Annotated in this window: 20 protein-coding genes; 8 read left to right on the top strand and 12 right to left on the bottom strand. The window is 70.0% G+C overall.

All coding sequences use genetic code 11. The features are described 5' to 3' along the window. Positions 1–7: 7 nt before the first annotated feature. Positions 8–1,507 carry a cobyric acid synthase gene (locus tag ADL03_RS17525; RefSeq protein WP_053734529.1) on the top strand — a complete coding sequence of 500 codons (1,500 nt, stop codon included), beginning with the start codon at positions 8–10 and terminating at the stop codon, positions 1,505–1,507. Here the strand turns inward: ADL03_RS17525 and ADL03_RS17520 are convergent. Continuing rightward, a complete protein-coding gene (locus ADL03_RS17520) occupies positions 1,431–2,324 on the bottom strand; it encodes an EamA family transporter (RefSeq protein ID WP_053734528.1) in 894 nt (297 codons plus the stop codon). The two genes, ADL03_RS17525 and ADL03_RS17520, sit on opposite strands and share 77 nt — an antisense overlap. Before the next feature lie 72 nt (positions 2,325–2,396). Here ADL03_RS17520 and ADL03_RS17515 point away from each other — a divergent pair, with 72 nt between their 5' ends. After that, positions 2,397–3,323, top strand: coding sequence for a LysR family transcriptional regulator (locus tag ADL03_RS17515; protein ID WP_053734527.1), 927 nt, complete (start codon positions 2,397–2,399; stop codon positions 3,321–3,323). Between the two features lie 41 nt (positions 3,324–3,364). On the opposite strand, the gene ADL03_RS17510 is transcribed toward ADL03_RS17515, so the two are convergent. The 3 genes from ADL03_RS17510 to ADL03_RS17500 are packed head-to-tail and all read right to left on the bottom strand — an operon-like array spanning position 3,365 to position 6,269. Then, a complete protein-coding gene (locus ADL03_RS17510) occupies positions 3,365–4,453 on the bottom strand; it encodes a winged helix DNA-binding domain-containing protein (RefSeq protein WP_053734526.1) in 1,089 nt (362 codons plus the stop codon). After that, positions 4,450–5,553, bottom strand: coding sequence for an epoxide hydrolase family protein (locus tag ADL03_RS17505; protein WP_053734525.1), 1,104 nt, complete (start codon positions 5,551–5,553; stop codon positions 4,450–4,452). The genes ADL03_RS17510 and ADL03_RS17505 overlap by 4 nt, the downstream gene beginning before the upstream one ends. A 44-nt stretch (positions 5,554–5,597) precedes the next feature. After that, positions 5,598–6,269: a FadR/GntR family transcriptional regulator gene (locus ADL03_RS17500; RefSeq protein ID WP_053734524.1), complete on the bottom strand. Its 672-nt coding sequence runs from the start codon at positions 6,267–6,269 to the stop codon at positions 5,598–5,600. 39 nt (positions 6,270–6,308) lie between these two features. On the opposite strand from ADL03_RS17500, the gene ADL03_RS17495 reads away from it, so the two are divergent. Next, entirely contained in the window at positions 6,309–7,562 is a 1,254-nt protein-coding gene (locus ADL03_RS17495; RefSeq protein WP_369808988.1) for a CynX/NimT family MFS transporter, read from the top strand. A 61-nt stretch (positions 7,563–7,623) separates the two neighbouring features. Continuing rightward, on the top strand, positions 7,624–8,028 hold the full coding sequence (locus tag ADL03_RS17490) for a VOC family protein (protein WP_053734523.1): 405 nt from the start codon (positions 7,624–7,626) through the stop codon (positions 8,026–8,028). Between the two features lie 7 nt (positions 8,029–8,035). On the opposite strand, the gene ADL03_RS17485 is transcribed toward ADL03_RS17490, so the two are convergent. The 3 genes from ADL03_RS17485 to ADL03_RS17475 form a co-directional block, all read right to left on the bottom strand. Next, the gene (locus tag ADL03_RS17485) at positions 8,036–8,449 is read right to left on the bottom strand and encodes a flavodoxin domain-containing protein (protein WP_053734522.1); all 414 of its coding nucleotides are present in this window, start codon (positions 8,447–8,449) and stop codon (positions 8,036–8,038) included. Between the two features lie 65 nt (positions 8,450–8,514). Next, positions 8,515–9,885, bottom strand: coding sequence for a mycothione reductase (locus ADL03_RS17480; RefSeq protein ID WP_053734521.1), 1,371 nt, complete (start codon positions 9,883–9,885; stop codon positions 8,515–8,517). Positions 9,886–10,555: 670 nt separating this feature from the next. Continuing rightward, positions 10,556–11,083, bottom strand: a complete 528-nt coding sequence (locus ADL03_RS17475) for a YbhB/YbcL family Raf kinase inhibitor-like protein (RefSeq protein ID WP_053734520.1) — start codon at positions 11,081–11,083, stop codon at positions 10,556–10,558. An 87-nt stretch (positions 11,084–11,170) separates the two neighbouring features. Here ADL03_RS17475 and ADL03_RS17470 point away from each other — a divergent pair, with 87 nt between their 5' ends. From ADL03_RS17470 to ADL03_RS17460, 3 genes are all read left to right on the top strand, one after another. Next, positions 11,171–11,935, top strand: coding sequence for a polysaccharide deacetylase family protein (locus ADL03_RS17470; RefSeq protein WP_231641963.1), 765 nt, complete (start codon positions 11,171–11,173; stop codon positions 11,933–11,935). A 19-nt stretch (positions 11,936–11,954) separates the two neighbouring features. Then, complete coding sequence (locus ADL03_RS17465; RefSeq protein WP_053734519.1) at positions 11,955–12,401, top strand: hypothetical protein; 447 nt, start codon at positions 11,955–11,957, stop codon at positions 12,399–12,401. Positions 12,402–12,465: 64 nt separating this feature from the next. Then, on the top strand, positions 12,466–12,933 hold the full coding sequence (locus tag ADL03_RS17460; RefSeq protein ID WP_053734518.1) for a hypothetical protein: 468 nt from the start codon (positions 12,466–12,468) through the stop codon (positions 12,931–12,933). 60 nt (positions 12,934–12,993) lie between these two features. Here ADL03_RS17460 and lon read toward each other — a convergent pair whose 3' ends face one another. Next, entirely contained in the window at positions 12,994–15,345 is a 2,352-nt protein-coding gene (gene lon, locus ADL03_RS17455) for an endopeptidase La (RefSeq protein WP_053734574.1), read from the bottom strand. 157 nt (positions 15,346–15,502) lie between these two features. On the opposite strand from lon, the gene ADL03_RS17450 reads away from it, so the two are divergent. Continuing rightward, positions 15,503–16,297 carry an SAM-dependent methyltransferase gene (locus ADL03_RS17450; RefSeq protein WP_053734517.1) on the top strand — a complete coding sequence of 265 codons (795 nt, stop codon included), beginning with the start codon at positions 15,503–15,505 and terminating at the stop codon, positions 16,295–16,297. On the opposite strand, the gene ADL03_RS17445 is transcribed toward ADL03_RS17450, so the two are convergent. From ADL03_RS17445 to ADL03_RS17430, 4 genes are all read right to left on the bottom strand, one after another. Then, complete coding sequence (locus ADL03_RS17445; protein WP_053734516.1) at positions 16,270–17,298, bottom strand: hypothetical protein; 1,029 nt, start codon at positions 17,296–17,298, stop codon at positions 16,270–16,272. The genes ADL03_RS17450 and ADL03_RS17445 overlap by 28 nt on opposite strands. 130 nt (positions 17,299–17,428) lie before the next feature. After that, complete coding sequence (locus ADL03_RS17440) at positions 17,429–19,309, bottom strand: patatin-like phospholipase family protein (RefSeq protein ID WP_053734515.1); 1,881 nt, start codon at positions 19,307–19,309, stop codon at positions 17,429–17,431. Between the two features lie 1,113 nt (positions 19,310–20,422). Further along, entirely contained in the window at positions 20,423–21,061 is a 639-nt protein-coding gene (locus ADL03_RS49645) for a CatB-related O-acetyltransferase (RefSeq protein WP_053734514.1), read from the bottom strand. Then, positions 21,058–22,932, bottom strand: a complete 1,875-nt coding sequence (locus ADL03_RS17430) for an ABC transporter ATP-binding protein (RefSeq protein WP_053734513.1) — start codon at positions 22,930–22,932, stop codon at positions 21,058–21,060. Before ADL03_RS17430 ends, ADL03_RS49645 begins: the two co-directional genes overlap by 4 nt. Positions 22,933–22,966: the final 34 nt, after the last annotated feature.

Raw genomic sequence — 22,966 nt, 5'->3', positions numbered from 1 at the left:
GGCGTCCATGCGGGGTGCGATGTTGATCTGTGGGACGACCTCGGACGCGGGCAAGAGCGTCCTGGTCGCCGGTCTGTGCCGCTTTCTGGCACGCCAGGGCGTCGACGTCGTGCCGTTCAAGGCGCAGAACATGTCGAACAACTCGTTCGTCACACTCGACGGCGGCGAGATCGGCCGCGCGCAGGCCCTCCAGGCGCGGGCGGCGTTCAAGGCGCCGAGCGTGCGGTTCAACCCCGTGCTGCTCAAGCCGGGCGGCGACCGCACGTCCCAGGTCGTCGTGCTGGGCAAGGCCGTCGGCGAGGTCTCCGCGCTGAGCTACCGCGACCGCAAGCAGCAGCTGCTCGACACCGTCCTGTCCACTTTGGACGGACTGCGCCGCGACCACGAGGTGGTCGTCTGCGAGGGGGCGGGGTCACCGGCCGAGATCAACCTGCGCGCCAACGACATCGCGAACATGGGCTTGGCCACACGGGCCGGTCTGCCGACCCTGGTCGTGGGCGACATCGACCGCGGTGGTGTGTTCGCGCACTTCTTCGGGACGCTGGCGGTGCTCGACGCGGCCGACCAGGCGCTGGTCTCCGGGTTCGTGGTCAACAAGTTCCGCGGCGACCCGCGGCTGCTCGAACCCGGTCTGCGCCAGATCCGCCACCTCACCGGCCGCCCGGTGCTGGGCGTGCTGCCGTGGAGCGAGGACCTGTGGCTCGACGCCGAGGACTCGTTGTCCTACACCGCCGACGGCGTGATCGGCCGCCCGCGGCCGCCGGTGCGCGACTGGCTGCGCGTGGCCGTGGTCCGGTTGCCGCGCATCTCCAACGCGACCGACGTCGAGGCGCTGGCGTGCGAACCCGGTGTGTCCGTGCGGTTCGTGACCGAGCCGTCCCGGCTGGCGGACGCGGACCTCGTGGTGCTGCCCGGTTCCAAGGCCACCGTGTCGGACCTGCGGTGGCTGCGCGAGACGGGGCTGGCCGAGGCCATCGCGCGGTTCGACGGCCCGGTGCTCGGCATCTGCGGTGGCTTCCAGATGCTGTCGCGGCGCATCGAGGACGACGTCGAGTCCGGTGACGGCGTGGTCGACGGGCTCGGCCTGCTCGACGTCGACATCCGGTTCGCGCAGCAGAAAACCCTTGCCACGCCGTCGGATCTGGCGTGGGACGAGCCCGTCACAGGCTACGAGATCCACCACGGCCAGGTCGTGCGCACCACCGAACGCCCGCTGGTCGGTGACGAGGGCGCCGAGACCGACCGGGTGCTCGGCACGCACTGGCACGGCCTGCTGGAGAACGACGGGTTCCGCCGCAGGTTCCTGCGCTGGGCCGCCGAACGGGCCGGCCGCGACTTCGCGCCGGGCGAGGTGAGCTTCCAGGCCGCCCGCGAGGCCCAGCTGGACCTGCTGGGCGACCTGGTCGCCGACCACCTCGACACCAAGGCCGTCATCGACCTGCTGGAACGAGGGGCTCCGCGGGGCCTGCCGTTCGTGCCGCCCGGCGCCCCGCCAGCAGCGGAATAGCCAGACCGGCCAGCACGATCCCACCGGCCGCGGCCCGCAGCGCGGTCAGGTCCTCGCCCAGGAACGCCCACGCCGAGAACATCCCGAACACCGGCACCAGCAGCGAGAACGGCGCCACGACGGACGACTCGTAGCGGCGCAGCAGGAACCCCCAGATCCCGAACCCGAGCAGCGTCGAGATCCACGCGACGTACCCGATCGCGCCCACGCCCGCCCAGTCCATGCGCCCGAGCGCGCTCATGTCCTCGGTCAGGAACGCCAGCCCGAACAACGGCAGCACCGCCACGGCGCTCACCCACACCATGAACCGCAGCGTGTCCGCCGGCCGCGCGTAGCGCATCAGCACGTTGGAGACACCCCAGCAGGCCGCGGCCGCGATCACCAGCACGAACCCGAGCAGCGGCGACGACAGCCCGTAGTCCCACGCGATGATCCCCATGCCCGCCACCGCGAGCCCGATGCCGGTGAGCTGCACCGGCCTGGGACGCTCGCGCAGCACGACCGCCGCGAACACCGCCGTGAAGATGACCTGGCTCTGCAGCACCAGGCTGGACAGACCGCCGGGCATGCCCGCGTGCAGGCCGATGAACAGGAAGCTGAACTTCGCGACACCGAGCACCAGCCCCACGGCGATCACCCACCGCCACGCGACGCTCGGCCGGCCCACGAAGAAGATCGCCGGCACCGCCGCGGCGAGGAAGCGCAGCGCGGAGAACAGGATCGGCGGGAACTCGTCGAGACCGACCTTGAGCACGACGAAGTTGAAGCCCCAGATGGCGGCGACGAGCACGGCGAGCAGAACGTGGCGAGGATGCACGCTCCCAGCTTGCGCCGGACAACTATTTAGCACTAGTTCCAAGTCGTGGGGTGTTGGGTTTAGCATCGCTACATGCTCGACCTCGGACGCCTCCGCGCCCTGCACGCCGTCGCGACGTACGGCACCGTCGGCGCCGCCGCTGACGTGCTCGGATACACCCCGTCCGCCGTCTCGCAGCAGATCGCGAAGCTCGAACGCGAGACCCGCACGACCCTGCTGGAACGACGCGGCCGCGGCGTGGCGCTGACCGACGCGGCCCTGCTGCTCGCCGACACCGCCGGCCACGTGCTGAAGCTCGTCGAAGAGGCCGAGGTGGCGTTGGAGGAACACCGCGGCGCCGCCGTCGGCCGGCTGTGCATCGGCGCGTTCGCCACGGCCGCGCGCGGCCTGCTGCCGGACGTCCTGGTCGGCCTCGCCGAGCAGCACCCGGCGCTGGACGTGCGGCTGAAGGAGATCGACCCTCCGCTGGCGATCGAGGCGGTGGCGCGGGGTGAGCTGGACATGGCGGTCGTGCACGACTGGAAGAACACCCCGCTGCCCGTCCCGGAGTCGTTGTCGCGGGTGGCGATCTGCGAGGACCTCGCCGAGGTGCTGGTGCCGGCGTCCCACCCGCTGGCGGACAAGGAGTTCCTGGTACCGGCCGACCTCGTCGGCGCGCGCTGGACGTGCCAGCCGGAGGGGGCGATCTGCTTCGACTGGCTCGTGCGGACGTTCCACGGCGCGGGCATCGAACCGGAGCTGGTCTACCGGGTCAGCGAGTACCAGACGCAGCTGGCGTTGCTCGCCAAGGGGATCGGGGTGGCGTTGATCCCGCGGCTGGGGCGCGGCGAGGTGCCGGACAACGTGCGGGCCGTGCCGATGCGGCCGGCCCCCACCCGCACGCTGTACGCGGTGTGGCGGACGCAGGCTTCGCGGCGGCCGGCGATCACCGCGGCTTTGGAGGTGATCCGGCAGGCGGCGGCGGCTGAGCCCGGCGTGGTTGTCGGACCTGCTGAGTAGCGTGGGTTGTGAGGGGATCCCTGGGCGGGGGTACCCCTGCGTCAGCCTGCCGTCTCCACCACGTGCGCCTTCGTCGGCGCCATCACCTTCAGCACCGCCCTGGCCTCCCGGACGACCCCGGCCAGGTCCTTCTTCGTCGTCCTGGAGTACGGCTCGATCGTCAGCGTCGCGGTGTCCCTGGTCTCCACCACGTTCCAGGTGCCGCGCAGGAACCCGTCCACCAGGAACGTCGGCGGGAACACCCCGTTGCGCACCGCTCCCCAGCGCGACCGGGCCTCCTCGCTCATGATCCGGGTGCGGTCGGCGTGCCCGAGCAGCACGTTGTCGAACGCGGGCAGCAGCCGGGCGGGTGCGGGGGTGTCGGCGGGGACGATCTTGCCGTCGGGCACGTCGAGGAGCACCTTGCCGTCCTCGTTCTCGTACTCCACGAGGCCGAGTGCGGCGGCGTGCGCCTTCAGGCCGGTCAGCCGCGACCACGCCTGCATGTCCGCGAGGGTCGCCGGGCCGAACGCCCGCAGGTACCGCTCGACCAGCGCGGGCACGTCGGCCGACGCTGGGAGGTCGCGGCCGAGCCACGTGGACATCGCGACGTTCTGCGGCACGCCGCCGACGCCCCAGATGCCGCGCGGCGGGACCTGGACCATCGGCACCAGCATCTGGGCCTGCGTCGAGAGCTCGCGCGCCTTGGCCTCGGGGAAGTGCGCCTCCAGGTGGGCGCCGATCTCCGCGACCGTGCGCGGCTCGGTCTCGACGTACTCGTGAGTGATGCGAGCGAGCTCGTCGAGGTCGATCTCGACGCGGTGGGCGGGCGGGACCACGTTGCGCGCCCACTTGTTCAGCTCAGGCTGCAGGGCCGTGCGCATCAGGTGCACGTCGTCGGCGGAGATGAGGTGCAGGGTGCCGCGCCACAACGTCATCCGCACCAGCGAGCGGTCGGTGATGAGCTTGCTCAGCGCGTCGACCCCGTACGGCTTCAGCCGCGACCACAGCGCCAGGTACGGCGGGACCGGGGCCTGGGCCTGGAGGCCGCCGAGGTGTTCGACGGCGGCCACGATCGGCATGTCGGTGCGCTCCAGCAGCAGCTGCCGTTCGAGCAACGTCCGGTTGAGCGTGCGGTTCGAGAGTTTCACAGTGCTCCGAAGAACTTCCTGATGTCCTGGACCAGCAGGTCCGGTTCCTCCATCGCGGCGAAGTGGCCGCCGCGGTCGAACTCGGTCCAGTGCACGATCGTCGGGATCATCTTCTCCGCCAGCGACCGCACCGGCCGGCTGATGTCGTGCGGGAAGACGGCGACACCGGTCGGCACCGTGGTGGGTTGCTGCCGGCCCCAGGAGGCGGCCTGCTCCTTGTACAGCGCGGCGGACGAGCCGGCCGTGCGCGAGAACCAGTAGATCGAGACGTTCGTGAGGATGCGGTCGCGTGGGACGGCGCTTTCCGGGGTGCCGTCGTTGTCGGTCCAGTCGTGGAACTTCTCGGCGATCCACGCCAGCTGGCCGATGGGGGAGTCGGTCAGGCCGTAGCCCAGCGTCCTGGGACGGGTGCGCTGGATGTGCATGTAGCCGGAGAGCTCCTTCTGGTAGTGGTCCAGCGACTCCAGCGCGCCCAGCTCCTCCGGCGTGAGGTCGTTGACGCCCTGGGGGCGGAAGGTCTGCAGCATGTTCACGTGCACGCCGACGACGTGCTCGGGGAAGACGCGGCCGATCTCCTGCGCGATGCCGGAACCCCAGTCGCCGCCCTGGGTGCCGTAGCGGTCGTAGCCGAGGCCCTCCATGAGCTTCGCGAACGCCCACGCGACGCGCAGCACGTTCCAGCCGGTCCTGCGCACCGGGCCGGAGAAGCCGAAGCCGGGGATGGACGGGATCACGAGGTGGAAGTCGGCGGAAAGCGGTTCGACGACGTCCAGGAACTCGGCGAACGAGCCGGGCCAGCCGTGGATCAGCAGCAGCGGCAGCGCGTCCGGGTTCTGTGAGCGGACGTGCAGGAAGTGGATGCGTTGGCCGCCGATCTCCGTCGTGAACTGCGGGTGGGCGTTGATCCGCTCCTCCTGGGCGCGCCAGTCGAACCCGTCAGCCCAGTACTGCGCGAGCGGGCGCAGGTAGCTCAGCGGGATGCCGTAGGACCAGCCGACGCCCGGCAGGTCGTCCTCCGGCCAGCGCGTGTTCGCGAGGCGGGAACGGAGGTCGTCGACCTCGGCCTGCGGGACCTCGATGCGGAACGGCGTGCTCTCCATGGCCCCCACGCTATGAGCTCGTGCGGACGACTTCTGTCCGCGGTTCAGCAGAACTTCTCGATCAGCTCCTCGAAGAAGCCGCCCGCCTCGATCGCCGCCTTCTCCTGGTCACCGTCGCGGACCGCGTGCAGCAGCCCGGTGTGCGACACCTGGTCCTGACCCCCTGAGCTGGTGTCGACAGATGCCGCCACCGAAGCTTTGACGGCCTCGGTCAAGCCCCGGTAGAGCTCGGCCAGCAGCGTGTTGTGCGAGCACTGCACGAGCAGCACGTGGAACGCGGTGTCGTGCTCGATCACCTCGGCCCACTGCTCGGCCTCCATCGCGGCGTCGCGCTGGTGCAGCAGCTCGGTGAGCCGCGCCAGCTCGGCGTCGGTGCGGTGCTTGGCGGCCAGTCGTGCGCCCTCGACCTCCAGCGTCCTGCGGACCTGGAGGACCTCTCTCAGCTCGGTTCCGCACATGCGGCGCACGGCACCGGAGATCTCGCTGGTGGCGCGGACGAACGTGCCGTCGCCCTGCCGCACCTCCAGCAGACCGGCGTGCGACAGCGCCCGCACGGCCTCGCGCACCGTGTTCCGGCCGACCCCGAGCGCCGTGACCAGCTCGGGCTCGGGCGGGATGCGCTGCCCGACGGGCCATTCGCCGCTGGTGATCGCACCTCTCATCTGGTCGATCACCTGGTCGACGAGGCCCGTCCGTCGGGTAGTGGCCAACGGCACAGCGTCATCCTTTCATCCGAACATCCTATGTCTGCGATAGTGGTGCACGTGACGATCCAGCAGACAACCCGTGCCGCACAGACTGCCACCGATCGGGGTCGCAGGGTGACGGTCGTCAAGAATCGTCACGTTCCGCTGGTCGGGTCCACGCTCCTCGCGATCGGGGTCGCCCTCGCGGCGGCGAATCTCCGCCCAGCGGTGACCAGTCTGGCCTCGGTGCTCGGTGATGTCCGCTCCGCTCTTGGGGTTTCGGCCGCTTGGACCAGCGCGTTGACCGCCGTTCCGGCGCTGTGCTTCGGCTTCGCGGCGTTCGCGGCGCCGTGGCTCGGCCGCCGCCTCGGCATGGCCCGCGCGATCGGGCTGTCCCTGGGGGTGCTCACGCTCGGCCTGGTCCTGCGCGTGATCGACGGCCCGTGGGTCGTGCTGGGCGGCACCTTCATCGCCTGCGCGGGCATCGCGGTCTCCAACGTGCTCATCCCGGTGGTCGTGAAGGCGTCGTTCCCGAACCGCGTCGGCCTCATCACCGGTGTCTACACCGGAACGCTCTCCGCTGGCGCCGCACTGGCCGCCGCGCTGACGCCCCGGCTGGAGGAGTACCTCGGTTCGTGGCGGCTCGCGGTCGGTGCGTGGGCGTTGCTCTCGCTGGGCGCGGTCGTCGTCTGGTTCGCGGGCGCCCGGCACGGTTCCTCGGCCACGGTGGTGAAGCCGGCGACGACGGCCGCGCCGCGGTCGTTGCTGCGCAGCCCGCTCGCGTGGGTCATCACCGTGTTCTTCGGCCTGCAGTCGCTCTTCGCCTACACGGTCATGGGCTGGCTGCCGGCGATGCTCGTCGACGCCGGTGTGGACCGCAACACCGCCGGGATGCTGCTCGCCGTCTCGATGCTGCTGAGCGTGCCGGTGAGCCTGTTCGTGCCGCCGCTCGCCGCCCGGTTCTCCAGCCAGGGACCGATGGTGCTGGTGCTGGGCGTGCTGTCGTTCGCCGGGATCCTCGGCATGCTGGTGGCGCCCGCGGCCGCACCCGGCCTGTGGGTGCTGCTGATCGGGTTCGGGATGGGCATGTTCCCGTTGGCGCTGCTGGTGATGTCGCTGCGCACGAAGTCCACTTCGGACACCGCGCGGCTGTCGGCGATGGCGCAGAGCCTCGGCTACCTGATCGCGGCCTCCGGCCCGTTCGCGTTCGGCCTGCTGCGCGACACGACCGGTTCGTGGACGATCTCGCTGGTGCTGCAGCTCGTGCTGCTGGCGGCGCTGACCGCGCTCGGCTGGGTGGCCGGCCGTCCCCGCTACGTCTAGTCCCCGCATCTGGTCAGGAATCGAGAAGCGCGGCGTTCGCGCTGGTCATAGCGTTGACGGCATGGACATCACCATTCACGCGACGTTCCTCCCGCACACCGACCCGGAGGCCTCGCTGGCCTTCTACCGCGACCTGCTCGGCTGGGAGGTCCGCGCGGATGTCGGCCAGGGCACGCACCGCTGGATCACCGTCGGACCGGCCGGCTCCACGTCGTCGGTCGTGCTCGAACCGCCCGCGATGGCCGAGGGCCTCACCGACGCCCACCGCACCGCGATCGCCGAGATGATGGCGAACGGCAGCTACGCGTTCATCAACCTCGCGACGCCGGACCTCGACGGCACGTTCGAGAAGCTCCAGGCGGGCGGCGCGGACGTCGTGCAGGAGCCGACGTCGCAGCCGTGGGGTGCCCGCGACTGCGTGTTCCGCGACCCGGCCGGCAACACCGTGCGCGTCCAGCAGGCCTGACGGCGCCCTAGTTCGAGACGAACCCGCGGTGCAGCACCGTGAGCTGGTCGGCGAGGTAGCGGGCCCACGCCTGCGCCCGGTCCCAGTCCGGTGCCGCACCGCCGAAGCTCACCGGCCCGTTCGCCCCGAGCCGGCGCACCATCCTGGTGACGTCGGGCGGTACCGGTGGTCTTCCCCGGTGGAACAACCACACGGGCGTGCTCTTCAGGTCCGCCCTGTGCTTGCGCACGAACCTGCTCGCATCCCTCGCCGCCGCGTCACCCATGATCACGGCGCCGAACCCGTGCAGGCTCTCGGCGGCGGCGATCGGCAGGACCGTGACCCGCAGGCCGCAGCTCGCGAGCTCCATGCCGATGATCTGGGCGATTTCGTCCGTGGCGGCGGCTTTCGACGTGTACGCGACGAGAACTCGGTCAGTCATCAACGCATCTTCGACGGTGCCGCCCTGTCGCGGCACCGTCGGAAGGCCCTGTGGTGCGGGGACTTTCAGTCCAAAGGCAGGTTCAGAAGGGCGTTCTCGACCAGCTCCGGCATCGCGGGATGGATCCAGTACTGCCCGCGCGCCATGGTCTTCGCGTCCAGCCCGAAGCTCATCGCCTGGATGAGCGGCTGGATCACCGTCGACGCCTGCGGCCCGATGATGTGCGCGCCGAGCAGCTGCCCGGTCGCGGGGTCGGCGAGCAGCTTCGCGAAGCCCGTCCGGTCCTCCATCGCCCACCCGTACGCGATGCTCGCGTAGGCCTGGCTCGCGGTGACATAACGGATTCCGCGCGCCTTCGCCTGTTCCTCGGTGAGCCCGACGCTCGCGATCTGCGGGCTGGAGAACACCGCGGCCGGAACGAACCGGTGGTCGCTCTTGATCCGGTCGTCCGGGTGCAGCAGGTTGTGCTGCACGACCTTGGCCTCGTGGTTGGCGACGTGCTTGAGCTGGTAGTCGGAGCTGATGTCACCCAGCGCCAGGATGTGCTCCTGGCTGGTGCGCTGGAACTCGTCGACCTTGACCCGCCCGTCCTCGTGCAGCTCGACCACCTTGCCCGCGTCGAGCAGGTCGCTGTTCGGCTGCCGCCCGACCGCGATGAGGAGCTGCTGCGCCTCCACGGTCTCCTCGCCGTCGGGCCCTTCGAGGTGGAGCCTGACCCCGTTCGCGGTCTTCTCGGCCCGCGTGGTCTTGCGCTGCAACCGGACGTCCCACTTGGTCTTCGCGACCTCGGTGAACCGCTCGGCGACCTCCAGGTCCTCGTGCCGCAGCAGCAGGTTGCTGCGCGCGATCAGCGTGACGTCGACCCCGAAACTGCTGAAGACGTGCGCAAACTCGGAGGCGATGAACCCGCTGCCGACGATGATGAGGCTCTCCGGCAGCTCCTCCAGCCGCATGATCGTGTCGCTCGTGTGGAACCCGGTCGTGTCCAGGTCCGCGATGTCCGGAACCGTCGGCCGCGACCCCGCCGCGATGACGATCCGGTCGGCGGTGATCGTCTCGCCGGTACCCGTGTCGATCGTGTGCGCGTCGACGAACCTCGCCGTGCCCTCGTAGACCGTGACGTTCGCGTTCTCGTTCGCCCGCCAGTTCCGGCCGCCCTCGGCGATCGGGTCGATCCGCCCGAAGATGCGGTCGCGGATCTCCGGCCAGTGCACCGCGTCCAGGTGCGCGTCCACGCCCAGCTTCTTGGCGTTCGCCGGAGCGGCGGCCTGGTCTGCGGTGTGGACGAACATCTTCGTCGGGATGCAGCCGACGTTCAGGCAGGTGCCGCCGAACGTGCCCTTCTCCAGGATGGCGATCTGCCAGCCTGCCATGGCGTCGTTCGGGATGGAGTTGCCGGAGCCGGTGCCGATGATGACCAGGTCGAAGTGCCTCACGTGACGATCCAACCATTGATCGGGGGAGGGTGTTCCCGGGTTGGGGTTACGTGGGGCTTACGCCGGGGGTCCCGCGCGCACGTTTGTGTGTCGCCTTGGCACCGGGGTTGGTCAGGCAGGGACGACGTTTGGGGTTCATCGCCGCTTCGCGACGATCGCGATTGGGGCTTGACTTCGAGCCTCTTGCGGGGCGATGAGTCGGCCTTCACAAGCCGGGCATAAGGGAGCCCGGCCGATCCCTGCCAGGATATCGCCCCGCCCTCAAAGTCAAGCCCCAACCGCAGGTCAAAGGGCTTGTCACCGCTACCCATGGAGGGAAGGTAGATACGTCTCGCTTCGCTCGACAAGGCTTGCCCGTCCTGGCAACGGTTCCTTTCGGCTGGCCTGCGGCCTCGCCCGGATAGGAAGGTGGCTCGCCTTCGGCATTGCCTCGGGGGGCGACGTGTGACGTGCGCGGCGCAACGCTCCGCCGTGCTGCTCCACCCCCGGCCGAACAGTTTTGCGTGCTCCAGGCGGGTGCGCGCGCTTGACCGGCCTGCTCCACACCGCCAACGCGCCGTCCGGCATGCCCAGCGCGGGTCCGTGGGCCTGACCGAGCCGCTCCACCCCAGTCACGAACCTGCCCGGCGCCCAAGAACGGGCAACCGGGCAGGTGGAGGACCAGTGGCGGTCAGTGCTGGTAGGTCGGCGTGATGATCGCGCGGGCCAAGGTGTGGAACGCCAGGTTGAAGCTCACCACGGCAGGGGAGGCGTCGGAGTCCACGTCGAGGGCGTCCACGTCGACCGCGTGCACCACGAAGAAGTAGCGGTGCGGGTGGTCGCCCTTGGGCGGGGCGGCGCCGCCGAACGCGCGGGTGCCGTAGTCGGAGCGGACGTGGAAGGCGCTGCCGGGGAGGGTGTCGTCCGAGGCGCCGGCGCCGGTGTCCAGGGAGGTCGTGGCGGCCGGGAGGTTCACGGCCACCCAGTGCCAGAAGCCCGAGGGGGTGGGGGCGTCGGGGTCGAAGCAGGTGACGACGAAGCTGCGGGTCTCTTCCGGGAAGCCGGACCAGGAGAGTTGCGGTGAGGTGTTGCCGCCCTCGAAGACCTGGGCGTCGGGGAGCTGTTCGCCGTCGCGGACGTCCGTGGACGTGACGGAGAACGTGCCGACCGCGGGGAGCAGGGTGTAGGGGTCGGGAGCGACTGGACGCTCGAGGCTCATCAGAACTCCTCCTTTTTGTGATCCGCTCGACCCTATCCCCGTGCAACCATGAGGGCCTGCGCGGCGTCTTCCGCGTGGAGGGGGAACATGATGTCCAAGTTGCGGCTTTGTGCCGCATTCGTGCTGGTTGGCGTGCTCGTGGCGTGTGGTCAGCCGCCCGATGCTCAGCCGAGTGGGCCGGTGCTCACGACGGCGCCGACGACCACCACGGCCGAGCAGCCGAAGCGGATGTTCGAGCCGCCGTACACGTACGGCACGGTGCAGGCGCACGCGCCCGCGATCCACGACGGCATGGTGCCCGTTGTCACGCGCATCCAAACCGATAAGCCGTATGTGTTCATCACGATCGACGACGGCGCGGTGCAGCACCCGAAGGCGCGCGAGCTGATGGTGGAAGCGGGCGTGTGGCCGTCGGTGTTCCTCAACACCAAGTACGCCGAGGGCCACAAGGACTACTTCAAGAACCTGCCCGTCACGGTGCAGAGCCACACCACGAACCACCCGAACCTGCAGGGCAAGGGCTACGAGCTCCAGCGCCAGGAGATCTGCGGCAACGCGGACTTCCTCGCCGGCGACTACGGCAAGCGCCCGACGCTGTTCCGCCCGCCGTTCGGCAACTACGACGCGAACACCCGCAAGGCCGCCGCCAGCTGCGGGTTCAAGGCGCTGGTCAACTGGACGGCCGCGGTCAACGACGGCCGGGTGCAGTTCCAGGTGGGTGACCGGCTCAAGCCGGGGGACGTCGTGCTCATGCACTTCCGGACCACGTTCGTCGAGGACTTCACCGCGTTTCTGAACAAGGCCAAGGAGAACGGCCTCACGCCTGTGCCCCTGGAGGACTTCCTGGGGTAGTTGGAGAAGAGGGGGAGCAATGAAGCGTTTCGCAGCAGCGCTCATCGCCGTGGGGATGGCGTTGAGCATCGTTCCGGTGGCCTCCGCGGCCGAGTACGCGGAGCTCACCAACGTCCGGACCGGCAGGCACGCGACGTTCGACCGGGTGGTGCTCGACCTCACCGGCGGGCAGCCGCAGGACAGCGTCTCCGCCATCGCGCAGCCGGAGAACTGCGGGTCGGGCAAGCCCATCACGGCGCCCGGAGCGGCGTTCCTCGAAGTGCGCCTGACACCGGCCGACGCCCACGGGTACACCGGGTCGCGCAACTTCACGACGCCCGACCTGACGAACGTGAAGAGCGTCGTGTTCACGTGCGACTTCGAGGCCGACCTGTCGATCGCGATCGGTGTGGGCAGGGCGAACCCGAGCTACCGGGCGTACTTCCTGACCAGCCCGCTGCGGTATGTGGTCGACATCGACCACTGACGCAACTGTGGCCCGCGTCACGCGTCTTGTAGGCATCTGAGTCGCCCTGGAAAGGGGGCCAACGATGAACAAGCGCCTTGCCGCCGTCGTGCTGGCGGTGCTCGCGGTCCTGACGGTCGTCCCGGTCGCGTCAGCACAGAGCACGCCCACGCTGTCGAACATCAGAACCGGCCGCAACGCCGGGTTCGACCGGGTGGTGCTGGACCTGTCCGGCCTGCCGGCCGAACACCGCGTCCGGGAGGTCACCGAGGTCTCCGGTTGCGCGTCCGGGATGCCCGTCCCGGTGCCGGGCAACGAGGTCCTCGAGGTCGTCCTGGTCGGCGCCGCCGCCCACGACGACGCCGGGAACCCGACCTACACCGGGTCGCGCAACTTCCCGACGCCCGGCCTCGCGAACGTCCGCGGAGTCGCTCTCACGTGCGATTTCGAAGCCACGCTGGGGGTTGCCGTCGGATACGGCAACACCGCGTCGTGGCACCGGGTGTTCACGCTGACGAGCCCGGACCGGCTCGTCATCGACATCGGTCAGTGAAAAGCCTCGTGGGGGCAACAGTCGCCGCTGCTGCCCCCACGAGGGGTCCATCGGAAGCCGCTACGCCGCGACGGTGGTGGCCACGACCTCCGGCGACAGCGCGTGCTGGAGCACCTCGGACACCTCCGAGACGAAGTGCACGGTCAGCTGCTCGCGCACCGACTCCGGCACGTCCTCCAGGTCCGGCTCGTTGCGCTTGGGCAGCAGCACGGTCGTGATGCCCGCCCGGTGAGCGGCCAGCAGCTTCTGCTTCACGCCACCGATCGGCAGCACCCGGCCGGTCAGCGAGATCTCACCGGTCATCGCCACGTCCGACCGCACCGGGCGGCCCGACAGCAGCGACGCCAGCGCCGTCGTCATCGTGACGCCCGCGGACGGCCCGTCCTTCGGCACCGCACCCGCCGGGACGTGGATGTGCACACCCCGGTCGGCCAGCGCCGCGGCCCTGTCGTCGTGCGAACGCAGGTAGGACAACGCGATCTGCGCCGACTCCTTCATCACGTCGCCCAGCTGGCCGGTCAGTGTGACGCCGGCCGCGCCGGTGTCCTTCGGGGCCAGCGAGGCCTCGATGAACAGCACGTCGCCACCGACCCCCGTGACGGCCAGACCCGTTGCCACGCCGGGCACCGACGTCCGTTCCGCCGACTCGGGCGTGTTCTTCGGGCTGCCCAGGTACGACTTCAGCGACGGCTGGCCGACCTCGACGGGCAGCTCCGAGTCACCCAGGGCCACCTTCGCGGTCACCTTGCGCAGGATCCGCGCGAGGGCCCGTTCCAGTTGCCGCACACCGGCTTCCCGCGTGTACTCGCTCGCCAGCTGGTGCAGCGCGGCCTCGTCGACGGTGACGTCCTCCGCCGTCAGACCGGCCCGGTCGAGCTGGCGCGGCAGCAGGTGGTCGCGGGCGATCGTGACCTTCTCGTCCTCGGTGTAGCCGTCGAGCTGCACGAGCTCCATGCGGTCGAGCAGCGGCGCCGGGATCGACTCCAGCACGTTCGCGGTCGCGAGGAACACCACGTCCGACAGGTCGAGCTCGACCTCCAGGTAGTGGTCGCGGAACGTGTGGTTCTGCGCCGGGTCCAGCACCTCCAGCAACGCCGCCGTGGGGTCGCCGCGGTAGTCGGAGCCGACCTTGTCGATCTCGTCGAGCAGCACGACCGGGTTCATCGAACCGGCCTCGCTGATCGCGCGGACGATCCGGCCCGGCAACGCGCCGACGTACGTGCGGCGGTGCCCGCGGATCTCGGCCTCGTCGCGCACGCCGCCCAGCGCGACCCGCACGAACTTGCGGCCCATCGCCCGTGCCACGGACTCGCCCAGCGACGTCTTGCCGACACCGGGCGGACCGACGAGCGCCAGCACCGCACCGGAGCGACGGCCACCGACGACACCCAGGCCGCGGTCGGCCCGGCGCTTGCGCACGGCCAGGTACTCGGTGATGCGCTGCTTCACGTCGTCCAGGCCCGCGTGGTCGGCGTCGAGCACCTCACGCGCCGCCTTGATGTCGTACGACTCCTCGGTCCGCTCGTTCCACGGCACTTCCAGCACCGTGTCGAGCCACGTGCGGATCCAGCCCACCTCGGGCGACTGCTCGGAGGTGCGCTCCATCTTCTCGACCTCGGCGAGCGCGGCCTTCTCGACGTTCTCCGGCAGGTTCGCGGCCTCGACGCGGGCCCGGTAGTCGGCCTCCTCGGACGCGGGCTTGCCGTCGAGCTCGGCCAGCTCCTTGCGGATAGCGGCCATCTGCTGGCGCAGCAGGAACTCCCGCTGCTGCTTCTCGACGCCTTCCTTGACGTCCTTGGCGATCGTCTCGTTGACGTCCAGCTCGGTCAGGTGCGCCTGGCCCCACTCGACCAGCTTCTCCAGCCGCGCCGTGACGTCGGCGGTCTCCAGCAGCCAGATCTTCTGCTTGTCGTCCAGGTAGGACGCGTAGCCGGCGAGGTCGGCCAGCGCCGACGGGTCGCTGATCTGCTGCACCGAGTCGACCATCTGCCACGCACCGCGCGTCTGCAGGATGTTCGTCACGAGCGCGCGGTACTGCTTCGCGAGCTCACGGGTCCGGTCGGTGATCGGGGACTCGTCGGCGACGGTCGCGTTCACCCACAGCGCGGCGCCCGCTCCCGTGGTCCCGGTGCCGATCCGGACGCGCTTGGTGCCGCGCACGACGGCCGCGCGCTCACCGCCCGGCAGGCGCCCGACCTGCTCGATCTCGGCCAGTGTGCCGACCGCGGCGTACTTGCCGTCCAGACGTGGGACGAGCAGCACTTGATGATTCGCTGCGGTCGTGGCCGCGTCGACGGCCGCACGGGCCTCCGCGCTCGCGTCCGCACCGGAGATGCGGATCGGCACCACCATGCCGGGCAGCACCACAACGTCGTCCAGCGGCAGCACCGGCAGGGCCAACGTCTCGCCCATCAACATCACCCTCCAAAGTTGAGTCTGTACCGCTCAACCAACCTCAGCCCGGTGGTGTTCCCCCGGCCCGTTCGCTGTGAGCGAGCGGGCGACACGACCGCCGTTCGCACGCGTGGCGGTGGACACCCGTGTGGCGGGGAGCGAGGATGCGCGGGTGATGGAAGAGCTGAAGTGGGTGCCCTCCACCGTCGACGTCACCCGTCCGAGCGTGGCGCGGATGTACGACTACTACCTGGGCGGCTCGCACAACTTCGAAGCCGACCGCGCCGCAGCCAAGCAGGTGGAGCAGATCTTCCCGGGCATCGCCCAGAGCGCGGGGGCCAACCGTTCGTTCCTGCGCAGGGTCGTGCGCCACCTGGTCGCGCTGGGCGTCGACCAGTTCATCGACCTGGGCTCCGGCATCCCGACCGTCGGCAACGTGCACGAGATCGCCCAGCAGGACAACCCGTCCGCGCGCGTGGTCTACGTCGACTTCGAGCCGGTCGCCGTCGCCCACGCCAACGCCCTGCTCGCCGACAACCCCAACGCGACGGCACTGCAGGCCGACCTGCGCATGCCCGCCAAGGTGCTCAGGAGTGCCCGCGACGTCCTCGACTTCGACCGCCCGGTCGCCGTGCTGATCATCGCGGCCCTGCACTTCGTCCCCGACTCGGACGACCCGTACGGCGCCGCCGCCGAGTACATGGCGGCGTTCCCCTCCGGCTCCTACCTGGCGATCACGCACGCCACACACGACGGCCTCACGCCGCAGGAGAAGACCGAAGCGGCCCAGGTCATGGCCGTCTACCGGAACACCGACAACGCCATCAGCGTCCGCACGCACGCCGACGTCGTCCGCTTCTTCGACGGCATGGAGGTGCTGGAGCCGGGCGTCGTCCCCGTCAACGAGTGGCGCCCGGACTCCTACGAGGACCGCATCAGCATCTACGGCGCCGTCGCCCGCAAGCCCTGAAGCAGCCGGTCCCTCAGCTCGTTCGTCTCGCGGTCGGTGAGGGTGCGTTCCGGCGCCCTCATCGTCACGCGGATGAGCACGTTCTTCTGCCCCGGTCCCGCGCCGAGCCGTTCCCGCACGTGCTCGGGCAGCTCGTGCGCGGGCGTCTCGCTGAGGATCGCGATCTCCTCGACCAGGTCCCGCGGGTCCAGCGCGCGGATCCGGTCGCCCAGCGTCTCGGCGTCGGCGTTCTCGTCGGCCACGATGGAGATGTCCCTGGTCGCGGCCGGGTGCCGGGAGATCGGGCGGTACGGCGTCAGGTCCTGCAGCTGGCTCGCGATGCGCGGGTCCTCGGTGCGCAGCAGGCGGATGTCCGGGACGCCCTTGCGCAGCATCACCAGCCGGTCCAGGCCCAGCCCCATGGCCAGGCCGTGCGGGTGGTCCTTGAGGACGTGCCGCGCCGCGTACCCGCACTCGCCGATCTCCACCCACTGACCGTCGTGCCACACGTCGACCTGCCGCCCGTCCGTGGTGTACGGGTGCTGCGCTTCCGTTGTGCGGTAACGCTTACCCGGCAGAACCGTGCTCACGACCGTGTGGATCAGGTCTTCGAGCCGCTCCGCATCCCGCGTGATGCGCCAGACTTCGAGCTGGTGCGGTGTGCCCGTGTGCAACCGATCGACCGTGTCACGGCGATAGACCAAGCCGGGGCACAGGAGCGTGACGTCGGGTTGTGCGTGTTTGAGCGCCGACGGGATCATCGCCGTGGTGTGGCTGCGCAACATGCACGTCTCGCTGACGTACCTGGTGTAGCGGGCATCCCTGGTGACGGCGTCTGCCGGATAACCGAGGTGCTCGTAGTTGTGTTCCACCGGTACGAGCGGATGGTGGCGCACTTCTTCTGTGTCCGGCAGTGCGGCCTTGAGGTCGGCGATCAGCAGCTGCATCGCGTGCGGGCCCTGCGCGGGATCGGTGAGATCGCGGACGTTCAGGGCGCGCACGAGTTCATCGGTGCGGTACATGGGGTTTCCCGTTCGGGTCGTGGGGTGTGGTTCGAGGTCCCCCGACCGACGGGAAGGTGTTCAGGCGCGCGCCACCGCCGCAGGTCGGGGGTGGCTAAATCGGCGCGTCATGTGCCCGAGGTTAGCGCGTTCACTCCGGTGGTGTCAGCCGCAAATCCGGATCCACCGGCGGCACCCCGTCGAACGGCCCGTCCCCGGCGAGCCGGCCGACGTGGTCCAGCGCGACCATGATGTCCTCCCGGTACGGGTCCCCGTCCACCGGCGGCGTGCGGAACCACTCGTGCAGCGCCTCGGGGATCTCGAACCGGTCGAGCAGCCCGGCGTAGAGCTCCTCGCGTTCCTCGGCCTGCACCCCCAGCTCCTGGTACTCGCGCAACGCCATGCGCAGCCGGATCCAGCGGTAGCGGTCGGTGTTCTGCTGCTGCGTGAACCGCTCCCGCAGCAGATCACCGGCCTTCTGCCCGCGCTGCGCGAGCCTCCTGATGGTGTCGGGTGGCATGAACAGGTTCGTGCCACCCTCGTCCTCGGCCTGCCGGACGTGCGCGATGCGCCCCCGGTAACCCGGCATCGCCGACTGCATCGTGTCCCGCCAGCCGAGGAAGGTGTCCAGGATGGACATCAGGAACCGCGGCATCGACGTGAGCTGCGAGTACGGCGCCCCCGCGGCCGACGCGTCCTGCTCGGGCAGCCACACCTCGGCCCTGTCGCCGTTCGGGTACGACTGCAGGCTCAGCCCGAACGTGGGCCAGCGGGGGAGCAGCGCGTCGAAGAAGTGGATCGGGAAGTTGCTGGTGATCCCGCCGTCGGAGAACCAGTGCACCTTCCCGCCCCGGCACAACGGCACCGCGGCGATCAGCCCGGGGAACGACAGGCTCATCCGCACCGCGAGCACGACCGGAAGCCGTTCCCGCGACGGAAGCTCCCTGAGCGGCATGTGCTCGTGCAACGGACACCTGCCCTCAGCCGGCGCACCGTTCATCTGCTCGACGACCCGCCGCGGAACCACGTAACCGAGGCACTCCTCGCAGTACTGCCACCCCACCGCCGACGGCAACCGGTAAGGCCGTCCCTCGGACAGATCGGTGGTCATCAGCACGAGGTTGACATCACCCAGATCCCCGAACGTCAGCGCGTGATCGGTCCCCGCGATGTCGTCCAGCCGATCCGCCAGCCAGTCCGTGAGCGGCGGCACCCCGGTCGACCTGGGCACCCCCGCCAGCCGATCGAGCCACGACGGCGTGAAGTCACCCGTTCCCGGCACAAGTCCGAAGTGGATGCCGCGCGCGTTGTTCTTCATGTACCGCTGCATGGCATACGCGTACGTGGCGATCAACGCACTGACCATCGCCAACGTCAGCACCAGCCACACCGACAACACAACCGCCGCAGTCGCGTAATGCCGTGAGAACACCAACCCCAGCACCAACGGCACCGCGACGAACACCCAACCCTGCCAGGGCAAAGTGCTCCGCAACGGCCACAACACCAACGGCAGACAGGCCACCGCCAGCACGACGACCACCGCCGCCACCCACGGCAGGTACTCCGCAGGCGCCAGCCCCGCGGACCACAACACCGGCCCACCGAGCCACAGCAACGCCATCAGCCCGAGCACCGCCTTGGCCCGCCACCCGACCGCCCCGAGCAACGCGAAGAACAGGCACGACACCGCACTGCGCCCGGTCGTCTCCCGCTTCTGCATGGTCGCAACGACAATCCGGTACAACGCCCGCGTCTTCTCGTTCGGCTGGAACAGCTGCGCCAACCGCCACCGGTCCGCCCCGCTCCCACCTGTGAACCAGTCGATCAACCCGGCGAGCTTCTCGAACCCACCTCCGTCGCGCCCCCGCTCCGCCGCAGCCGCGAACGCCGCGGCAATGGCCCCCGCAGACGCACCCCCGACCTGCCGGAACCGGTAGTGGCGCGCCAACGACGCGACCGCCAACGGGTACACGACACCGCTGGTCGTGCCCCCACGCATCGTCAGGTCGCAGTAGCGGTCGTACTCCATGTGCCCATGGTCGCCTCGGCGGCACTGTGCGTCACGGAAGTTCACTCATCCGCCACCGAACCGAGCCCTGCCCGTTTGCTCGGCCGGTGGGCGCGCGCGGGGATGGGCCGGGGCGATAGCTCGCGTGGCTGAGGGAGTGCTGGTTCCGGTCGTGGTGGCTTGCTGGTCCCGGTCGCTCGGGGCGTTCCAGCCGCTTGGATCGCCTGGGTCGTGATGGAGGTGGTGTGGCTGCGCCGGTTCGCGCACCCGTCTCCGCTTCACCGGCAGGCTCGCGCAGGGGTCCCCCGTGGAATTGGCTCCCCCGCGACCCAACGTACTCGCGGGGTCCGACAGTTTTCGGCGGAGCGGCGGGCGGGGCTGTGCGCATCGAGCGGGGGCGAGCCGCATCGGGTGAGGCGACCCGCATTGGCCAGCGCGCTGCATCGGGCGGGCGAGCTGCATTACCGGGGGAGCCGCATTGGCCAGCGCGCCGCATCGGGCGGCTGCATTACCGGGGGAGCCGCATTGGCCAGCGCGCCGCATCGGGCGGGCGAGCTGCATTACCGGGGGAGCCGCATTGGCCAGCGCGCCGCATCGGGCGAGCAAGCTGCATCTGCAGGGGAGCCGCTTCGCGCGGCGAGCCCACCGCGTGAGGCGAGCCGCATCGGACCAATCCCCGGCAGGTGCCGCGATATCGAGCGAAGCGAGACGAATCTCCCTCACCTCAGGCTTTCCACACCCGTCGAGCGAAGCGAGGCGTTTCTACCTTCCCTCGATTGGTAGCGGTGACTAGCCCGTGGTCTTGCGATTGGGGCTTGACTTTGAGGGCGGGGCGATATCCTGGTAGGGATCGGCCGGGCTCCTTTATGCCCGGCTTGTGAAGGCCGACTCATCGCCCCGTTAGAGGCTCGAAGTCAAGCCCCAATCGCGATCGTCGCGAAGCGGCGATGAACCCCAAACGTCGTCCCTGCCTGACCAACCACGCTGCCAAGGTGATCGACGAGTTGCCTGCCCAGCCACGGTGCCAAGGCGACAGACAACGGACGCAACCCAACCCCGGTGCCAAGGCAACAGCCCACCGGACCCAACCCAGCCACCCACCCCAAGGCACCAGGCAAACGACCCCAAGCCCCCTCACCCCTCCACCAAAGCCGCCAATTCCCCAGGCGTCCCCGCCATGATCACCCGCACATGCTCCGTAACCTTCTCCACCGGCCATTCCCACCAAGCAACCCGCTCCAAAACCTCAACCTCCTCCACCCCGTACCTCATCTTCACCACCTTCGCCGGATTCCCACCCACCACCGCATAAGCAGGCACATCCGAAACCACCACCGCTCCGGCCGCAACGATCGCCCCGTTCCCGATCCGCACCCCGGGCATGATCACCGCCGAATACCCGATCCACACGTCGTTCCCCACCACCGTGTCCCCGCGCGACGGCGCCCCCAGCGCGAGGTCCAGCGTCTTCTCGCCCCACGCCCCGCCGAAGATGGTGAACGGGAACGTCGACACCCCGGCCATGTTGTGGTTGCCGCCGGACATGATGAACCGCACCCCTTCGGCCAGTGCGCAGTAGCGGCCGATGACCAGCTTCTCGGGGCCGAAGTTGTAGAGCACGTTGCGGTGCTCGAACTCTTTGGCGTGCAACGGGTCGTCGTAGTAGGTGTACTCGCCGACCTCGATCTGCGGGTTCTTGACCAACGGCTTGAGGAGCACCGTGCGGGGGAAGTCAGGCAACGGGTAGAGGTTGTCCGGCGAGGGAATGGTCACGGGGCTCCGATCGGCTCTTCGCTGAACTGGGTGCGGTACAGCTTGGCGTAGTGGCCTTCCAGGGCCAGCAGTGACTCGTGCGTGCCGCGTTCGACGATCTGGCCGCGGTCCACGACGAGGATCTGGTCTGCCGCGCGGATGGTGGACAGGCGGTGGGCGATCACCAGCGAGGTGCGGCCGGCCAGGGCTTCGACGAGGGCCTCCTGCACGGCGGCCTCGGAGCGGGAGTCGAGGTGGGCGGTGGCCTCGTCCAGGATCACGACGCGGGGCTTGGCCAGCAGCAGGCGGGCGATGGTGAGGCGTTGGCGTTCGCCGCCGGACAGGCGGTAGCCGCGTTCGCCGACCACCGTGTCGAGCTGGTCGGGCAGCGAGGCGACCAGGTCGGCGAGGCGGGCGCGGCGCAGGGCGTCCCACAGGTCCTCGTCGGTGGCGGCCGGGGCGGCGAGGCGGAGGTTGGCGCCGATCGACTCGTGGAACAGGTGGCCGTCCTGGGTGACCATGCCGACGGTGTCGCGCAGGGAGTCGAACGACAGGGCGCGGACGTCCACACCGGACAGTCGGACGGCGCCGGAGTCGGTGTCGTACAGGCGGGGCAGCAGGGCGGCGATCGTCGACTTGCCGGCACCGGAGGCGCCGACCAGTGCGATCAGCGAGCCGGGTTCGGCGGTGAAGGACACGCCGCCGAGGATCTCCTCGCCGCCGCGGGTGTCGAGGGAGGCGACCTCTTCGAGCGAGGCCAGCGACACCTTGTCCGCGGCCGGGTAGGCGAAGCGGACGTCCGCGAACTCCACCGAGACCGGGCCGTCCGGCACCGCGACCGCGCCGGGCCTCTCCTCGATCAACGGCGGCAGGTCCAGCACCTCGAAGACGCGCTCGAACGACACCAGCGCCGTCATGACGTCGACGCGTGCGCCGGCCAAGGCGGTCAACGGGGCGTACAGGCGGGTCAGCAGCAGTGCCAGCGTCACGATCGTGCCGGGGGCCATCTGGCCCGCGAACGCGAAGTAGCCGCCCAGGCCGTAGACGAGCGCGAGCGCCAACGACGACACCAGCGTCAACGCCACGAGGAACAGCCACTGGGCGATGGCGGTGCGCACGCCGATGTCACGCACACGACGGGCACGCGCGCCGAACTCCGCGCTCTCCAGGGCGGGCCGGCCGAACAGCTTGATCAGGGTGGCGCCCGGCGCGGAGAAGCGCTCGGTCATCTGGGTCGTCATCGCGGAGTCGAGGTTCGCCGCCTCGCGGTGCATCGACGCCAGGCGCCGGCCCATCCGCCGCGCGGGGATGAGGAACACCGGCAGCAGCAGCATCGCGAGGACGGTGACCTGCCACGAGAGCGTCAGCATCACGACCAGGGTCAGCACCAGGGCGATGAGGTTGGTGACGACACCGGAGATCGTCTCGGAGAACGCCCGCTGCGCCGCGATCACGTCGTTGTTCAGGCGCGACACCAGCGCGCCGGTGCGGGTGCGGGTGAAGAACGCGATCGGCATCCGTTGCACGTGGTCGAAGACGGACTGCCGCAGCCGCAGGATCAGGTCCTCGCCGACGCGGGCCGACTGCCAGCGCTCGGCCAGCGAGAAACCGGCCTCCAGCACGGCCACGCCCGCGATCGCGAGTGCCAGCCACAGCACCAGGTCCAGGTCGCGGCCGCCGATGATGGTGTCGACCACCCGGCCGGCCAGCACCGGGCTCGCCACCGCGAGCACCGCGGCCACCGCGCTGGTGGCGAGCAGGGCGAGCACCGCGCGCCGCTGGGGGCCGGCGAACCGGGCGACGCGCTTCAACGTCGCCCGGCTGACTCGGCGGTGCTCCTCGTCCTGCATCGCGCTCTCGAGCGCGTACCAGGCGTTGAAGTCGATGTTCATGACGCCCAGTCTCGAACCTCCACCTCTGTCGAGG

It is taken from the genome of Nocardia sp. NRRL S-836 (assembly GCF_001279525.1).
Lineage (GTDB): Bacteria > Actinomycetota > Actinomycetes > Mycobacteriales > Pseudonocardiaceae > Lentzea.
The sequence above is the reverse complement of the archived record's forward strand: the minus strand, read 5'-3'. Positions and strand labels throughout refer to the sequence as shown.

Coding starts and splice junctions, on each gene's coding strand:
- ADL03_RS17525 (WP_053734529.1), top strand. CDS start 8: ATGCGGGGTGCGATGTTGATCTGTGGGACGACCTCGGACGCGGGCAAG.
- ADL03_RS17515 (WP_053734527.1), top strand. CDS start 2,397: ATGCTCGACCTCGGACGCCTCCGCGCCCTGCACGCCGTCGCGACGTAC.
- ADL03_RS17505 (WP_053734525.1), bottom strand. CDS start 5,553: ATGGAGAGCACGCCGTTCCGCATCGAGGTCCCGCAGGCCGAGGTCGAC.
- ADL03_RS17490 (WP_053734523.1), top strand. CDS start 7,624: ATGGACATCACCATTCACGCGACGTTCCTCCCGCACACCGACCCGGAG.
- ADL03_RS17485 (WP_053734522.1), bottom strand. CDS start 8,449: ATGACTGACCGAGTTCTCGTCGCGTACACGTCGAAAGCCGCCGCCACG.
- ADL03_RS17475 (WP_053734520.1), bottom strand. CDS start 11,083: ATGAGCCTCGAGCGTCCAGTCGCTCCCGACCCCTACACCCTGCTCCCC.
- ADL03_RS17470 (WP_231641963.1), top strand. CDS start 11,171: ATGATGTCCAAGTTGCGGCTTTGTGCCGCATTCGTGCTGGTTGGCGTG.
- ADL03_RS17465 (WP_053734519.1), top strand. CDS start 11,955: ATGAAGCGTTTCGCAGCAGCGCTCATCGCCGTGGGGATGGCGTTGAGC.
- ADL03_RS17460 (WP_053734518.1), top strand. CDS start 12,466: ATGAACAAGCGCCTTGCCGCCGTCGTGCTGGCGGTGCTCGCGGTCCTG.
- lon (WP_053734574.1), bottom strand. CDS start 15,345: ATGGGCGAGACGTTGGCCCTGCCGGTGCTGCCGCTGGACGACGTTGTG.
- ADL03_RS17450 (WP_053734517.1), top strand. CDS start 15,503: ATGGAAGAGCTGAAGTGGGTGCCCTCCACCGTCGACGTCACCCGTCCG.
- ADL03_RS17445 (WP_053734516.1), bottom strand. CDS start 17,298: ATGTACCGCACCGATGAACTCGTGCGCGCCCTGAACGTCCGCGATCTC.
- ADL03_RS17440 (WP_053734515.1), bottom strand. CDS start 19,309: ATGGAGTACGACCGCTACTGCGACCTGACGATGCGTGGGGGCACGACC.
- ADL03_RS17430 (WP_053734513.1), bottom strand. CDS start 22,932: ATGAACATCGACTTCAACGCCTGGTACGCGCTCGAGAGCGCGATGCAG.